This window comes from Mangrovactinospora gilvigrisea (assembly GCF_001879105.1).
In the GTDB taxonomy this organism is placed as follows: domain Bacteria; phylum Actinomycetota; class Actinomycetes; order Streptomycetales; family Streptomycetaceae; genus Mangrovactinospora; species Mangrovactinospora gilvigrisea.
Genome location: NZ_MLCF01000143.1, coordinates 1 through 15,887, shown reverse-complemented (window position 1 = coordinate 15,887; position 15,887 = coordinate 1). Strand labels below are relative to the sequence as shown.

Below are 15,887 nucleotides of genomic sequence, written 5' to 3'. Positions count from 1 at the left end.
CCCGCCACGATCCCGCCGGCCACCACCAGCACCCCGACGACCGCCGCCACCAGCGGGCCCCAGCGGCGCGGCCGCGGCCCCTCCGGCGCCGGCTGCCCGTATCCCGTATCCGTGTAGCCCGTCGGCGGGCCAAAACCCCCACTGCTCATCACTCCAGCATGCCTTCCCGGGCCCGCCCCCGGTGAGACCCGGACGAACCCGGGAACGGCACAATAGGGGCCATGCCCCTCGACCCGGAGATCGCCAAGCGGCTCAAGCGGAACGACGACGGCCTGGTCGCCGCCGTCGTCCAGGCCCACGACACCAGGGAGGTGCTGATGATGGCCTGGATGGACGACGAGGCGCTGCATCGCACCCTCACCAGCGGCAACGCCACCTACTGGTCCCGCAGCCGCCGCGAGTACTGGGTGAAGGGCGCCACCTCCGGCAACACCCAGAAGGTGATCGACGCCGCCCTCGACTGCGACGGCGACACCGTGCTGCTCACCGTCGAGCAGACCGGCGGCGCCTGCCACACCGGCGACCGCACCTGCTTCGACGCCGGCCGCCTCCCGCTGAGCGCCGCGGGCGGTGCCCGATGACCGACGGCGTCGTCACGCCCGACCTGGAGACCTTCCGCGAGCTGGCCCGCGACCGCCGGGTCATCCCCGTCACCCGGCGGCTGCTCGCCGACGGCGACACCCCCGTCGGCCTCTACCGCAAGCTGGCCGGCGAGCGCCCCGGCACCTTCCTGCTGGAGTCCGCCGAGAACGGCCGCTCCTGGTCGCGCTACAGCTTCGTCGGGGTGCGCAGCGCGGCCGCGCTCACCGAGAAGGACGGCCGGGCGCACTGGCAGGGCACCCCGCCCGTCGGCCTGCCCACCGAGGGCGCCCCGCTGGACGTGCTCCGCGCCACCCTCGAGGAGCTGCACACCCCCCGCGACCTCGGCATCGACGCGCCGCTGACCGGCGGCATGGTCGGCTACCTCGGCTACGACATCGTCCGGCGGCTGGAGCGGATCGGCGAGCACACCACCGACGAGCTGCACCTGCCCGAGCTGACCATGCTGCTCGCCACCGACCTCGCCGTCCTCGACCACGTCGACGGCTCGGTGCTGCTGATCGCCAACGCGATCAACCACGACAACCGGCCGACCGGCGTGGACGCCGCGTACCACGCGGCCGTCGCCCGCCTCGACACCATGGCCGGCGACCTGTCCCGCCCCGCCGCGCCCGGCGCGGCCACCCTGCGGCTGGACGCCGACCCGGGCGAGCCGCGGGCCCGCTGGGGGAGCGCCGACTTCCGCAAGGCCGTCGAGACGGCCAAGGAGCACATCCGGGCCGGCGACATCTTCCAGGTGGTCCCCTCGCAGCGGTTCGAGGCGCGGACCACGGCGAGCGCGCTCGACATCTACCGGGTGCTGCGCGCCACCAACCCCAGCCCGTACATGTACCTCTTCCGGTTCGGCGAGTTCGACGTCATCGGCTCCAGCCCGGAGGCGCTGGTCAAGGTGGACGAGGGCCGCGCGGTGCTGCACCCGATCGCCGGGACCCGCCGCCGCGGCGCCGACGAGGCCGAGGACGCCGCCCTCGCCGCCGAGCTGCTCGCCGACCCCAAGGAGCGCGCCGAGCACCTGATGCTCGTCGACCTGGGCCGCAACGACCTGGGCCGGGTGTGCGCGCCGGGCACCGTCGAGGTCGTCGACTTCATGCACATCGAGCGCTACAGCCACGTGATGCACCTGGTCTCCACGGTGACCGGCGCGGTCGCGGACGGCCGCACCGCCTTCGACGTGCTGACGGCGTGCTTCCCGGCGGGCACCCTCTCCGGGGCGCCCAAGCCGCGGGCGATGCAGATCATCGAGGAGCTGGAGCCCTCCCGGCGCGGCCTCTACGGCGGCGCGGTCGGCTATCTGGACTTCGCCGGCAACACCGACACGGCGATCGCCATCCGCACCGCGCTGCTGCGCGACGGGACGGCGTATGTGCAGGCCGGCGCGGGCATCGTGGCCGACTCCGACCCCCGCTCGGAGGACGAGGAGTGCCGCAACAAGGCCGCGGCGGTGCTGCGCGCGGTCGCGGCGGCGTCAACCATTGAGCAGGTGCGATAGCAGTGACGGATCATCAGGAGGACCGCCGCCGGGCGGCGCGGACCATGGGCAGCGCGCTGCTGCTCGCGGTGGTCGGGCCGGCGCTGGTGCTGATCGGCGGCGGCCAGCCGTGGGCGCACGCCCGGGCGACCAACCAGTTCGGCGTGATCGTCCATGTCGCGGCGTCCGGCAAGGAGGTGAACGCCGCGGCGACGGCGCTGGCGCTGGTCGGTCTGGCGGCGGTGGTCGCGGTGCTGGCGACGCGGCGGATCGGGCGGCTGGTGGTCGGCGCGATCATGGCGCTCTCCGGGGCGGGGATCGCGGTGGTGGCGGCGATGGGCGCGAGCGACACGTCCGCGCTGCGGGACGCGGCGTCCAAGGCGGGCTACAACCCGACGCTCTCCGCGGTGACGCACAGCGCCTGGCCGTGGCTGACGCTGCTGGGCGGGGTGCTGCTGCTCGCCGGGGGCGTGCTGACGGTGGCGCGGGGGCGGACGTGGCCGGGCATGTCCCGCAAGTACGACGCCCCCACGGGCGCGGCCAAGCGCGTCACGGCGGCCTCCACCCCCGCCGACATCTGGAAGGCCCTCGACCGAGGCGAGGACCCCACCGCCTGACGCGCGCCGCGCCCCGTCCCTGCCGCCCCTCCGCCCACCCGGGGTTCGGCGCGGTGACAACGGACCTGTACCCCTGGGCGGGTGGGGTGCCAGGGCGGAGGGGCGGCAAGACCGGGCCGAACGTCACCGGTGGCGCCGGTGTGACGGAGAACGCGACCCCCGGTGCCCGACGGCGGGTGCGCCTCCGCCAGAATGGATACCTCACGAGCCATTCCGAGGAGCACGCATGTCGAGCAGCAGCCACGCCTCCGAGCACGGGCACAGCCCCGCCGCCTGGACCGGCGTCACCATCGTCTTCATCGGCTTCATGATCGCCGCCGTGGGCGTCGTCGGCGCCATGCTGCCCATCCTCTACGTCGGCCTCGCCGTCATCCTCGGCGGCGCGGTCGTCGGCAAGGTGATGTCCAGCGCCGGCCTCGGCGTCAACGGGCGCGGCTGACCGACCGCGCACCACCCGCACCACCCCCCCGTACCCGACGGCCGCGATTCCGGAGCACTCCACCGCCCGGACGCGGCCGTCGTCATTCCCGAGGAGCCGGTGGGAGGCCCGGAACGTGTCCACCAGCTGGGCGGATGCGGTTCCTCCGCCCTCCCCGGGCTAACATCGACGGAACGGTGAACGGATGCCGATCCACAGGTCACCAGTTCGAAAGGGGATCATCCGCGTGAGCGTGCTCGACGAGATCATCGACGGAGTCCGCGAGGACCTTGCCGAGCGCGAGGCCCAGGTGTCCCTGGACGAGCTGAAGGAGCAGGCCGCGGCCCGCCCCGGCGCCATCGACGCGGAGGCCGTCTTCCGCGGCGAGGGCGTCCAGGTGATCTGCGAGGTGAAGCGCTCCAGCCCCTCCAAGGGCGCGCTCGCCGCCATCGCCGACCCGGCCGCGCTCGCCGCCGACTACCAGGCGGGCGGCGCCGCCGCGATCTCCGTCCTCACCGAGAAGCGCCGCTTCGGCGGCTCCCTCGCCGACCTGGACGCGGTCCGCGCCAAGGTGGAGATCCCCGTCCTGCGCAAGGACTTCGTCGTCACCTCCTACCAGCTGATCGAGGCCCGCGCGCACGGCGCGGACATCGCGCTGCTGATCGTCGCAGCCCTGGAGCAGAACGCGCTGGTCTCGCTCGTCGAGCGGACCCGCTCGCTGGGGATGACGCCGCTGGTCGAGGTGCACGACGAGGACGAGGTGGCGCGCGCGGTGGACGCCGGCGCCACGGTCATCGGCGTCAACGCCCGCAACCTCAAGACCCTCGAGGTCGACCGCGGCACCTTCGCCCGGATCGCCCCGCTGATCCCCGACTCCGCGGTGCGCGTCGCCGAGTCCGGCGTCCGCGGCCCGCACGACCTGATCGCCTACGCCAACGACGGCGCGGACGCGGTCCTCGTCGGCGAGAGCCTCGTCACCGGCAAGGAGCCCCGCTCCGCCGTCGCCGACCTGGTCGCCGCCGGAGCGCACCCCGCGCTGCGCCACGGGCGGTAGGGTTATCCCGTGACCACAGACACCCGGTTCGGTGGCGACCTGCGGGGGAGCAAGTCCCCCGCTCGTCGGGTGCGCGGTCGGCGTGTCCGCTACCACATCGGGTGCGAGCCGGGTCAGGTGAACGGGAGGCGATGGCAGCGGGGCTGAAGCCCCGCCAGCTGTCCGTCTTCTGCACACGTTCACCGACCCGAAAGGGCGTCACTCCCATGTCCACCCCCGTGCCGGATCCGTCCGGCTACTTCGGCGCGTTCGGCGGCCGCTTCATCCCGGAGGCGCTCGTCGCCGCCGTCGAGCAGGTCGCCGAGGAGTACGAGAAGGCCAAGCACGACCCCGCCTTCACCGAGGAACTCGCCCGGCTGCACGCCGAGTACACCGGCCGCCCCAGCCCGCTCACCGAGGCGCCGCGGTTCGGTGCCCACGCCGGCGGCGCCCGGGTCTTCCTCAAGCGCGAGGACCTCAACCACACCGGCTCGCACAAGATCAACAACGTGCTGGGCCAGGCCCTGCTCACCAAGCGGATGGGCAAGACCCGCGTCATCGCCGAGACCGGCGCCGGCCAGCACGGTGTCGCCACGGCCACCGCCGCCGCGCTCTTCGACCTCGACTGCACCGTCTACATGGGCGAGGTCGACACCGAGCGGCAGGCCCTCAACGTCGCCCGGATGCGGTTCCTGGGCGCCGAGGTGATCCCGGTCAGGACCGGCAGCCGCACCCTGAAGGACGCCATCAACGACGCCTTCCGCGACTGGGTCGCCAACGTCGACTCCACCCACTACCTGTTCGGCACCGCCGCCGGCCCGCACCCCTTCCCGATGCTCGTGCGCGACCTGCACCGGATCATCGGCCAGGAGGCCCGCCGGCAGATCACCGAGCGCACCGGCGCCCTGCCGGACGCGGTCGTCGCCTGCGTCGGCGGCGGCTCCAACGCCATGGGGATCTTCTACGACTTCATCCCCGACAGCGGCGTCCGCCTCTACGGCTGCGAGGCGGCCGGCGAGGGCCTGGCGGCCCGGCACGCCGCCACCCTCACCAAGGGCGAGCCCGGCGTGCTGCACGGCTCCCGCTCCTACCTGCTGCAGGACGAGGACGGCCAGACGCTGGAGGCGCACTCCATCTCCGCCGGCCTCGACTACCCGGGCGTCGGCCCCGAGCACTCCTACCTCAAGGACACCGGGCGCGCCGAGTACCTGCCGATCACCGACGCCGAGGCGATGGACGCGATGCGGCTGCTGTCCCGCACCGAGGGCATCATCCCGGCCATCGAGTCCAGCCACGCGCTCGCCGGCGCCCTGAAGATCGGCCGCGGACTGGGCCCGGACGCCACCCTGCTGGTGAACGTCTCCGGCCGCGGCGACAAGGACATGGAGACCGCCGCCCGCTGGTTCGGGCTGCTGCCCGAGGACCACAGCGACGCGCAGAAGGGCCAGTGACCGCCATGACCGAGGACACCACCCGCTCCACCGGCAGCGTCACCGTGCTCTCCGCGGCGCTCGCCGCCGCGAAGGCCGAGGGCCGCGCCGCGCTGATCGGCTACCTCCCGGCCGGCTTCCCCACCTTCGAGGGCGGCGTGCGCGCCCTCACCGCCATGCTGGAGGGCGGCTGCGACGCCGTCGAGGTCGGCCTGCCCTACAGCGACCCGGTGCTCGACGGCCCGGTCATCCAGACCGCCGACACCATCGCCCTGGAGGGCGGCACCCGCACCAAGGACGTGCTGGAGACGATCCGGCGGGTCGCCGCCGGAACCGGCAAGCCCGTCCTGGTGATGAGCAGTTGGAACCCCATCGACCACTACGGCCAGGAGCGGTTCGCCGAGGGACTGGCCGCGGCCGGCGGCGCCGGGGCGATCCTGCCCGAGCTGCCGGTCGAGGAGTCGGGGGAGTGGCGGGCGGCGGCCGACGCCCGCGGCCTCGGCACGGTCTTCGTGGTCGCGCCGAGCAGCCCGGACGCCCGCCTGCGGATCATCGGCAGGGCCGGCTCCGGCTTCGTCTACGCGGCGTCGGTGATGGGCGTCACCGGCACCCGCACCTCGGTGGGCGCCCAGGCCGAGGACCTGGTGCGCCGGATGCGGGCCGCCACCGAGCTGCCGGTCTGCGTGGGCCTGGGCGTCTCCGACGCCCAACAGGCCGCCGAGGTGGCCGCGTTCGCCGACGGTGTGATCGTCGGCTCGGCGTTCGTCAAGAGGGTGCTGGCGGCCCCGGACGAGGACGCGGCGGTCGACGCGGTGCGCGAACTGGCCGGGGAACTTGCCGCAGGTGTCCGGAGTTCGCTGTCCGGAGTGGCAGAGTAGGCCGCGCGGATCCGGACCCCCGGATCTGCCTCCGGCCGGACGCGTCCGCTCCCGCGGGCGCGTCCGGCCGGAGACCACCACCTTCGCCGGCAGGGAATGCAGACACTCGCTATGAGTCAGAAGAACCGTGAAGGCAAGCAGTCCGCCCGCGAGCGGATGCGGATCGAGCGCGAGCGCCAGGAGCGCCGCTCCAAGCGGGTCCGTCAGTTCTCCGTCTTCGGCGCCGTGCTCCTCGTGCTGGCCGTCGCCGTGGTCGTGCTGGTGGTGGTGAACGGCCAGAAGAGCAAGCCGCTGGCCATCCCCGCGGGAGCCACCGGAACGGGCAAGCTGGCCCTGCCGGTCGGAGCGGACGCGGGAGCGACGTCCAGCGACGGCAAGAAGGTGCCGACGCTCACCGTCTACGAGGACTTCCGCTGCCCGGCCTGCGGCATGTACGAGAAGAACAACCACGCCGCGGTCGACAAGCTGGTCGCCGAGAAGAAGGTCCGCGTCGAGTACCACATCGTGTCGCTGATCGACCAGAACTCCAACGGCAAGGGCTCCGGCCGCTCGGCCAACGCCGCGGCCTGCGCCTACACCACCGCCGGGCGCGACACGTTCATGAAGTACCACGACGTCCTCTACACCAACCAGCCCAACGAGGAGGACGACGCCTACGCGCAGAACAGCAAGCTGCTGTCGCTGGCGAAGCAGGTCCCCGGGCTGACCACGGCGAAGTTCACCTCGTGCGTCAACAATGGCACCTACGACACCTGGGCGAAGAAGGTCATGGACGACTTCAACGCCAAGAAGATCCAGGGCACGCCGACGATCCTGATCGACGGCAAGCAGGTGCAGAACCCGACCGGCCTGACCCCGGCGACGCTGGAGAAGGCGGTCGAGGCGGCGAGCAAGTAAGCGCACCGTCAGCCCGAGGTAACACTTGGGCATGCACTCCGGGGCCATCGGCGGGAGCCGGTGGCCCCGCGCCGTGCCGGGACGGTAGCGTCAGCCGTGCCATGAACCAGTTCGCATACATCCCGAGCCCCTCGATCGGCTATGTGACCGTCGGGCCGCTGAAGCTGCACGCCTACGCGCTCTGCATCATCATCGGCGTGGTCATCGCCGTCTGGGTCGGCAGCAGGCGCTGGGTGGCGCGCGGCGGCCGCTCCACCACGGTCGGCGACATCGCCCTGTGGGCGGTGCCCTTCGGCCTCGTGGGCGGCCGGCTCTACCACGTCATCACCGACTACGAGCTCTACTTCGGGGCCGGGCGCGACTGGGTCGGGGTCTTCAAGATCTGGGACGGCGGCCTCGGCATCTGGGGCGCGGTGGCGCTGGGCTCGCTCGGCGCCTGGCTCGGCTGCCGGCGCCGCGGCATCCCGCTGCCGGCGTGGATCGACGCGGTCGCGCCGGGCCTCGCCTTCGCCCAGGCGATCGGGCGCTGGGGCAACTGGTTCAACCAGGAGCTGTTCGGCTCGCCGAGCAAGCTGCCGTGGGCCGTGGAGATCGCCCCGGGCCGGCCGGGCACGGTCCCGGGCCACCTCACCTACCAGCCGACGTTCCTCTACGAGTGCATCTGGGACATCGGCGTCGGCTTCCTGGTGCTGTGGGCCGACCGCAAGTGGAAGCTGGGCCACGGCCGGGCGTTCGCGCTCTACGCGGCCGCCTACTGCGTGGGCCGCGGCATCGTCGAGCACATGCGCATCGACTACGCGCACCACTTCCTGGGCCTGCGGCTCAACGACTGGACGGCGATCGTGGTGTTCGTCGCCGCCGCGGCGTACTTCCTCATCAGCCTGAAGAAGCGCCCCGGCCGCGAGGAGATCATCGAGCCGGACTACCAGCTGCCCAAGGCGGACGCCGCCGCCGGCGCTGCCGAGGGCACCGCCAAGGACGCCGACGAGGGCGCCGAGACCGCGGACGCCGCCGAGGACGACGAGGACCTGAGGGCCCTCAAGAAGCTCGCCGCCGACGACGAGGACGAGCCCGAACCCGAGTCGGCGAAGGACCCGGCCGAGGCCGAGAAACCCGCCGGGCATTAGGTAAAGCTGGCCTTATCTCCGCAGGTCAGGCAGGCTTTACTTGCTAGCGCGGCGCCCCGTCGCCGCGCTACGGTCCTTCGCATGACCACGCTCGCACCTGCCTCCGATCCCGGTCTCGCGCCCACCGGCGCGCCCCATGTCGTCTCGCACTCGCACCGCGATGTGAACGGCGGCTGGCTGCGCCCCGCCGTGTTCGGCGCGATGGACGGCCTGGTCTCCAACTTCGCCCTGCTCTCCGGGGTGGTCGGCGGCTCGGCGCCGACCGGCGCGGTGGTCCTCACCGGGCTCGCCGGCCTCGCCGCCGGCGCCTTCTCCATGGCGGCCGGCGAGTACGTCTCCGTCGCCTCGCAGCGCGACATGGTGCGCCGCGAGGTCGACAAGGAGCGGCGCGCGCTCGCCGCGGAGCCGGAGGCCGAACTCGCCGAGCTGGCCGCGATGTTCCAGGCTCGCGGGGTGGAGCCGGAGCTGGCCCGGCAGGTCGCCGAGCAGCTGCACCGCGACCCCGAGCAGGCGCTCACCGTGCACACCCGCGAGGAGCTCGGCATCGACCCGGACGACCAGCCGTCCCCGATGGTCGCCGCGGTCTCCTCGTTCCTCTGCTTCGCGGTCGGCGCCTTCCTCCCGCTGCTGCCGTTCCTGCTGGGCGCCACGTCGCTGCTGCCCGCGCTGGTCCTGGCTCTGATCGGGCTCTTCGCCTGCGGTGCGGTGGTGGCGCGCGTCACGGCGCGCAGCTGGTGGTTCAGCGGGCTGCGGCAGCTGGTCCTGGGCGGTGCGGCGGCCGGCCTCACGTTCCTTCTCGGACGGCTCATCGGAACCGGTATTTCCTAGGCGCGCAAGGGCCGCACGGCCCTCGTCCGAAACTCCCGGAGGCCCCTTCCGTTACGGAAGTGGGCCTCTCGTTTCGCCTGCTGAGCTGGCTTATCATGGATGTGTTGATCCTTGCGATCCATGATGTGAACGCCCTGTTTCGATTGTGTCCTGTCGGGGCATCAGCCCTCAGTTGCCCGGTGGACCCGGCGGTCGACGAAGCCCGCTCCCACACCCCCCGGGTGACCGCATGGCGAGATGCGGGGACCACTTTTCGAGAATCTTGCCACAATGTAGTCTTCATCGACTCCGCACGACCGCTCACCCGACCGGGCCTGTGCGGAGGCCGCATCAGCACCACTTGCCACAGCATCAGTAGGGCCAGCGCCGTCCCGACTGCCTTCCTGCACGCCCTCGCGTGCCAGCCAAGACGACGGGAGAGCCGAATGCCCGCAGCGCCCTCGCACCGCAACGGGGTCAGGTTCGACGCGCGGCCCAGCGCTCAGGGCATGTACGACCCGGCCAACGAACACGACGCCTGCGGCCTCGGTTTCGTCGCCACCCTCACCGGCACCCCCGAGCACCGCATCGTGGAGCAGGCCCTCACGGTGCTGCGGAACCTGGAGCACCGCGGCGCCACCGGCGCCGACCCCGAGGTCGGCGACGGCGCCGGCATCCTCCTCCAGGTCCCCGACGCCTTCCTCCGCGAGGAGACCGCCGCGGCCGGCTTCGAGCTGCCCGCCGCCGGCCACTACGCCGTCGGCACCGCGTTCCTGCCCACCGACCGCGCCGAGCGCGCCTACACCGTCGCCAAGATCGAGGAGATCGCCGAGCAGGAGGGCCTGACGGTCCTCGGCTGGCGCGACGTGCCCGTCAGCCCCGACCTGCTCGGCTCCGCGGCCCGCGCCACCATGCCGCACTTCGCGCAGCTCTTCGTCCAGCACGTTTCCGAGGACGACGGCGCCGACGTCTCGGGCATCGCCCTCGACCGCCACGCCTTCGCGCTCCGCAAGCGCGCCGAGCACGCCACCGAGGCCTACTTCCCGACCCTCTCCTCGCGCACCCTCGGCTACAAGGGCATGCTCACCACCGGGCAGCTGGAGCCGTTCTTCCCCGACCTGTCCGACCGGCGCCTGGCCTCCCCGATCGCCGTCGTGCACAGCCGGTTCTCCACCAACACCTTCCCGGCCTGGCCGCTCGCCCACCCGTACCGGTTCGTCGCCCACAACGGCGAGATCAACACCGTGCAGGGCAACCGCAACTGGATGCGCGCCCGCGAGTCCAAGCTCGCCAGCGACGTGCTCCCCGGCGACCTCGAGCGCCTGCTGCCCATCTGCACCCCCGGCGCCTCCGACTCGGCCACCTTCGACGAGGTCCTGGAGCTGCTCCACCTCTCCGGCCGCAGCCTGCCGCACGCGGTGCTGATGATGATCCCCGAGGCGTGGGAGAACCACCCCGACATGGATCCCGCCCGGCGGGCGTTCTACCAGTACCACGCCACCATGATGGAGCCCTGGGACGGACCGGCCTGCGTCTCCTTCACCGACGGCACCCAGGTCGGCGCCGTGCTGGACCGCAACGGGCTGCGCCCCGGCCGCTACTGGGTCACCGACGACGGCCTGGTGGTGCTCTCCTCCGAGGTCGGCGTCCTCGACCTCGACCAGTCCACGATCGTCAAGAAGGGCCGGCTGCAGCCGGGCCGGATGTTCCTCGTCGACACCGCCGAGGGCCGCATCGTCGACGACGAGGAGATCAAGGGCGAACTGGCCTCCGCCGAGCCCTACCGCGACTGGCTGCACGCCGGCCTGATCAACCTCAAGGACCTGCCCGAGCGCGAGCACATCGTGCACACCCACGCCTCCGTGGCGCGCCGCCAGCAGACCTTCGGCTACACCGAGGAGGAGCTGAAGATCCTCCTCGCCCCGATGGCCCGGGCCGGCGCCGAGCCGATCGGCGCCATGGGCACCGACACCCCCATCGCGGCGATCTCCGAGCGGCCCCGGCTGCTCTTCGACTACTTCGCCCAGATGTTCGCGCAGGTCACCAACCCGCCGCTGGACGCGCTCCGCGAGGAGCTGGTCACCTCGCTGCTGGCCACCGTCGGCCCGCAGGCGAACCTGCTGGAGCCGGACGCCTCGTCCTGCCGCACCGTCGGCCTCGGCTTCCCCGTCATCGACAACGACCAGCTCGCCAAGCTGATCCACATCAACGCCGACGGCAACCTGCCCGGGCTGCGCGCCGTCACCCTCTCCGGCCTCTACCGGGTCGCAGGCGGCGGCGAGGAGCTGCGGACGCGCCTCGACGCCATCTGCGCCGAGGCCGACGCCGCCATCGAGGCCGGCGCCCGCATCATCGTGCTGTCCGACCGGCACTCCGACGCCGAGCACGCGCCGATACCGTCGCTGCTGCTCACCTCGGCCGTCCACCACCACCTGATCCGCGAGAAGACCCGCACCCACGTGGGGATCGTCGTCGAGGCCGGCGACGTGCGCGAGGTGCACCACATCGCGCTGCTGATCGGCTACGGCGCCGCCGCCGTCAACCCGTACCTGGCCATGGAGACCGTCGAGGACCTGGCCCGCTCCGAGGTGATCCTCACCGGCGTCGAGCCCGAGCAGGCCATCGCCAACCTCATCAAGGCGCTCGGCAAGGGCGTGCTGAAGGTGATGTCCAAGATGGGCATCTCCACCGTCGCCTCCTACCGCGGCGCGCAGGTCTTCGAGGCCGTCGGCCTCGACGAGGACTTCGTGGAGCGCTACTTCGCCGGCACCGTCTCCAAGCTCGGCGGCATCGGCATCGACACCGTCGCCGACGAGGTCGCCGCCCGCCACGAGAAGGCCTACCCCAAGCAGGGCATCGCCCCCGCCCACCGCAGCCTGGACATCGGCGGCGAGTACCAGTGGCGCCGCGAGGGCGAGCCGCACCTGTTCGACCCCGAGACGGTCTTCCGGCTGCAGCACGCCACCCGCACCGGCCGCTACGACATCTTCAAGCAGTACACCGCCAAGGTCGACGACCAGGCCGAGCGGCTGATGACGCTCCGCGGGCTCTTCCGCCTCAAGGAGGGCGAGCGGCAGCCGGTGCCGATCGACGAGGTCGAGCCGGTCAGCGAGATCGTCAAGCGGTTCTCCACCGGCGCGATGTCCTTCGGCTCGATCTCCCGCGAGGCGCACGAGACGCTCGCCGTCGCCATGAACCGGCTGGGCGCCAAGTCCAACACCGGCGAGGGCGGCGAGGAGCCCGAGCGGCTCTACGACCCCGAGCGGCGCTCGGCGGTCAAGCAGGTCGCCTCCGGACGGTTCGGCGTCACCAGCGAGTACCTCGTCAACGCCGACGACATCCAGATCAAGATGGCGCAGGGCGCCAAGCCCGGCGAGGGCGGCCAGCTGCCCGGCAACAAGATCTACCCGTGGGTGGCCCGAACCAGGCACTCCACGCCCGGCGTCGGCCTCATCTCGCCGCCGCCGCACCACGACATCTACTCCATCGAGGACCTCGCCCAGCTCATCCACGACCTGAAGAACGCCAACCCCGAGGCCCGCATCCATGTGAAGCTCGCCTCCGAGGTCGGCGTCGGCACGGTCGCCGCGGGCGTCTCCAAGGCGCATGCCGACGTGGTGCTCGTCTCCGGGCACGACGGCGGCACCGGCGCCTCCCCGCTCAACTCCCTCAAGCACGCCGGCGTGCCGTGGGAGCTGGGCCTCGCCGAGACCCAGCAGACGCTGCTCCTCAACGGCCTGCGCGACCGCATCGTGGTGCAGACCGACGGCCAGCTGAAGACCGGGCGCGACGTCATCATCGCCGCCCTGCTGGGCGCCGAGGAGTTCGGCTTCTCCTCCGCTCCGCTGGTCGTCTCCGGCTGCGTCATGATGCGCGTCTGCCACCTGGACACCTGCCCGGTCGGCGTCGCCACCCAGAACCCGGTGCTGCGCCAGAAGTTCTCCGGCAAGCCCGAGTTCGTCGTCAACTTCTTCGAGTTCATCGCCGAGGAGGTGCGCGAGCACCTCGCCGCGCTGGGCTTCCGCAGCCTCCAGGAGGCCGTCGGCCAGGTCGAGCTGCTCGACGTCCGGGACGCCGCGCAGTACTGGAAGGCCTCCGGGCTCGACCTCACCCCGCTGCTGCACCTGCCCGAGCTGCCCGAGGGCGCCGTGCGCCACCAGGCGGTCTCCCAGGACCACGGGCTGGAGAAGGCGCTCGACACCGACCTCGTCAAGCAGTGCCAGGAGGCGCTGGAGACCGGCGAGCCGGTGCGCATCGTCCGCGGCATCCGCAACATCAACCGCTCGGTCGGCACCATGCTCGGCCACCACGTCACCAAGCGGCACGGCGGCGCCGGGCTGCCCGAGGGCACCATCGACATCACCTTCGAGGGCGCCGCCGGCCAGTCGTTCGGGGCGTTCGTGCCCAGCGGCGTGACGCTGCGCATCGAGGGCGACGCCAACGACTACGTCGGCAAGGGCCTCTCCGGCGGCGTCATCACCGTCCGCCCGCCGCGGGACGCCGCCCATGTCGAGGCGGACGCGCAGGCCAACACCATCGCCGGGAACGTCGTCGGCTACGGCGCCACCTCCGGCCGGATCCACCTGCGCGGCGTCGTCGGCGAGCGGTTCTGCGTCCGCAACTCCGGCGCCACCGTGGTCGCCGAGGGCGTCGGCGACCACGCCTGCGAGTACATGACCGGCGGCACCGCCGTCATCCTCGGCCCGACGGGGCGCAACCTGGCGGCCGGCATGTCCGGCGGCGTCGCCTACGTCCTCGACCTCGACTCCCGCTGCGTCAACCGCGAGCTGGTCGCGCTCGACTCGGTGGCCGGCGAGGACGCGGAGGCCCTCCGGGAGATCGTCAAGCAGCACCTGGACGAGACCGGTTCGGCCGTCGCGCAGGAGCTGCTGAAGGAGTGGGACGCCGCGGCGGCCCGCTTCACCCGGATCATTCCGCACGGCTACCGCGCCGCGCTGGAGGCCCGCCGCTCCGCGGAGGAGGCCGGCCTGCAGGGCGAGGAGGCCATCGCGGACTTCGTGATGGAGGCGCTCCGTGACGCCTGAGTGCGCAGGCCCGTCCCTGCTGTCCCTGCTGACCGACCGCCGAACGGAGGCGAACCATGGCTGACCCCAAGGGCTTTCTGACCACCGGCCGCGAGACGGCCGACCCCCGCCCCGCCGGCGACCGCGTCAAGGACTGGAACGAGGTCTACGACAACCGGAAGCTGCTGCCGATCATCGGCAAGCAGGCCGGCCGCTGCATGGACTGCGGCATCCCGTTCTGCCACAACGGCTGCCCGCTGGGGAACTTCATCCCCGAGTGGAACGACCGGGTCTGGCGGGACGACTGGCGCGGCGCCATCGAGCGGCTGCACGCCACCAACAACTTCCCGGAGTTCACCGGGCGGGCCTGCCCCGCGCCCTGCGAGCAGGCCTGCGTGCTGGGCATCAACGACGACCCGGTGACCATCAAGAACGTCGAAGTCTCGATCATCGACAAGGCGTGGGAGAACGGCTGGGTCACCCCGCTGGCCCCCGAGCGGCTCTCCGGCAAGACCGTCGCCGTGGTCGGCTCCGGCCCGGCGGGCCTCGCCGCGGCGCAGCAGCTGACGCGCGCCGGGCACACCGTCGTCGTCTACGAGCGCGACGACCGGATCGGCGGGCTGCTGCGGTACGGCATCCCGGACTTCAAGCTGGAGAAGAAGCACGTCAAGCGGCGCATCGAGCAGATGCGCGCGGAGGGCACGCGGTTCCGCACCGGCGTGGAGATCGGCCGCGACCTGTCGGCTACCAAGCTGCGGGCGCGCTTCGACGCGGTGGTCGTGGCGACCGGCGCGACGGTGGCGCGGGAGGTGGACGCGCCGGGCCGCGGGCTCGGCGGGATCCACGCGGCGATGGCTTACCTGAAGGCCGCCAACAAGACGCAGGAGGGCGACTACACGGTCTCGCCGCTGGACGCGACGGGCCGCCACGTGGTGGTCATCGGCGGCGGCGACACCGCCTCCGACTGCATCGGGACGGCGCACCGCCAGGGCGCGGCGTCGGTGACCCAGCTGGACATCCACGCGCCGGCGCCGAGCGCGCGGCCGGAGTCCACGCCGTGGCCGACCTGGCCCAACATCCTGGACGTCAAGGTCTCCTCCTCCCACAAGGAGGGCGGGCGCACGCTGCACCGCGTCAACACGGTGGAGTTCGTGGACGACGGCGCGGGCAACGTGCGGGCGCTGCGGCTGGTCGAGGGCAAGCGGGACCGCAACGCGCCGGGCGGGTTCGTGCCGGATCCGTCGGCGGAGCCGACCGAGATCCCGGCGGACTGGGTGCTCCTGGCGATCGGCTTCGCGGGGCCCGAGCGGGAGGGCGTCGTCGAGCAGTTCGGGCTGGACCTGGACCGGCGGGGCGCGGTGGCGCGGGACCGGGAGTACCGGACCAACGTCGACGGCGTGTACGCCTGCGGCGACGCGGGGCGCGGGCAGTCGCTCATCGTCTGGGCGATCGCCGAGGGCCGGGCGTGCGCGGCGGCGGTCGACAAGGCGCTCGGCGGCCCGGGGAACCTGCCGGTTCCCGTGGCTCCGGACGACCGCGAGCTGACCGCGTAGCCGCGGGGCGCTGTTCGCCGCCCCTCCGCCCCGGC

13 protein-coding genes are annotated in these 15,887 nt (G+C 72.6%); all 13 read left to right on the top strand.

Going from position 1 to position 15,887, the window contains the following annotated elements:
- Positions 1-221 precede the first annotated feature (221 nt).
- The 13 genes from hisI to BIV57_RS21035 all read left to right on the top strand — a co-directional run bounded on the left by hisI (position 222) and on the right by BIV57_RS21035 (position 15,852).
- Positions 222-581, top strand: a complete 360-nt coding sequence (gene hisI / locus BIV57_RS21090; RefSeq protein WP_071658447.1) for a phosphoribosyl-AMP cyclohydrolase — start codon at positions 222-224, stop codon at positions 579-581.
- The gene (locus tag BIV57_RS21085) at positions 578-2,089 is read left to right on the top strand and encodes an anthranilate synthase component I (protein WP_071658446.1); all 1,512 of its coding nucleotides are present in this window, start codon (positions 578-580) and stop codon (positions 2,087-2,089) included. Before hisI ends, BIV57_RS21085 begins: the two co-directional genes overlap by 4 nt.
- Before the next feature lie 2 nt (positions 2,090-2,091).
- A complete protein-coding gene (locus BIV57_RS21080) occupies positions 2,092-2,685 on the top strand; it encodes a TIGR02234 family membrane protein (protein ID WP_245797835.1) in 594 nt (197 codons plus the stop codon).
- A 226-nt stretch (positions 2,686-2,911) separates the two neighbouring features.
- Entirely contained in the window at positions 2,912-3,124 is a 213-nt protein-coding gene (locus tag BIV57_RS21075) for an HGxxPAAW family protein (RefSeq protein ID WP_071658445.1), read from the top strand.
- A 226-nt stretch (positions 3,125-3,350) separates the two neighbouring features.
- The gene (gene trpC / locus BIV57_RS21070) at positions 3,351-4,157 is read left to right on the top strand and encodes an indole-3-glycerol phosphate synthase TrpC (protein WP_071658444.1); all 807 of its coding nucleotides are present in this window, start codon (positions 3,351-3,353) and stop codon (positions 4,155-4,157) included.
- A gap of 9 nt (positions 4,158-4,166) precedes the next feature.
- The gene (gene trpM, locus BIV57_RS26820) at positions 4,167-4,304 is read left to right on the top strand and encodes a tryptophan biosynthesis modulator TrpM (RefSeq protein ID WP_419185737.1); all 138 of its coding nucleotides are present in this window, start codon (positions 4,167-4,169) and stop codon (positions 4,302-4,304) included.
- A 59-nt stretch (positions 4,305-4,363) separates the two neighbouring features.
- Positions 4,364-5,587, top strand: a complete 1,224-nt coding sequence (gene trpB, locus BIV57_RS21065) for a tryptophan synthase subunit beta (protein WP_071658443.1) — start codon at positions 4,364-4,366, stop codon at positions 5,585-5,587.
- Positions 5,588-5,592: 5 nt separating this feature from the next.
- Complete coding sequence (gene trpA / locus BIV57_RS21060) at positions 5,593-6,444, top strand: tryptophan synthase subunit alpha (RefSeq protein ID WP_071658448.1); 852 nt, start codon at positions 5,593-5,595, stop codon at positions 6,442-6,444.
- Positions 6,445-6,555: 111 nt separating this feature from the next.
- The gene (locus tag BIV57_RS21055; protein WP_071658442.1) at positions 6,556-7,341 is read left to right on the top strand and encodes a DsbA family protein; all 786 of its coding nucleotides are present in this window, start codon (positions 6,556-6,558) and stop codon (positions 7,339-7,341) included.
- Between the two features lie 101 nt (positions 7,342-7,442).
- A complete protein-coding gene (gene lgt / locus BIV57_RS21050; protein ID WP_071658441.1) occupies positions 7,443-8,468 on the top strand; it encodes a prolipoprotein diacylglyceryl transferase in 1,026 nt (341 codons plus the stop codon).
- Positions 8,469-8,549: 81 nt separating this feature from the next.
- On the top strand, positions 8,550-9,296 hold the full coding sequence (locus BIV57_RS21045; RefSeq protein ID WP_071658440.1) for a VIT1/CCC1 transporter family protein: 747 nt from the start codon (positions 8,550-8,552) through the stop codon (positions 9,294-9,296).
- A gap of 488 nt (positions 9,297-9,784) precedes the next feature.
- Complete coding sequence (gene gltB, locus BIV57_RS21040; protein ID WP_071658439.1) at positions 9,785-14,320, top strand: glutamate synthase large subunit; 4,536 nt, start codon at positions 9,785-9,787, stop codon at positions 14,318-14,320.
- Between the two features lie 56 nt (positions 14,321-14,376).
- Positions 14,377-15,852, top strand: a complete 1,476-nt coding sequence (locus BIV57_RS21035; RefSeq protein WP_071658438.1) for a glutamate synthase subunit beta — start codon at positions 14,377-14,379, stop codon at positions 15,850-15,852.
- Positions 15,853-15,887 lie beyond the last annotated feature (35 nt).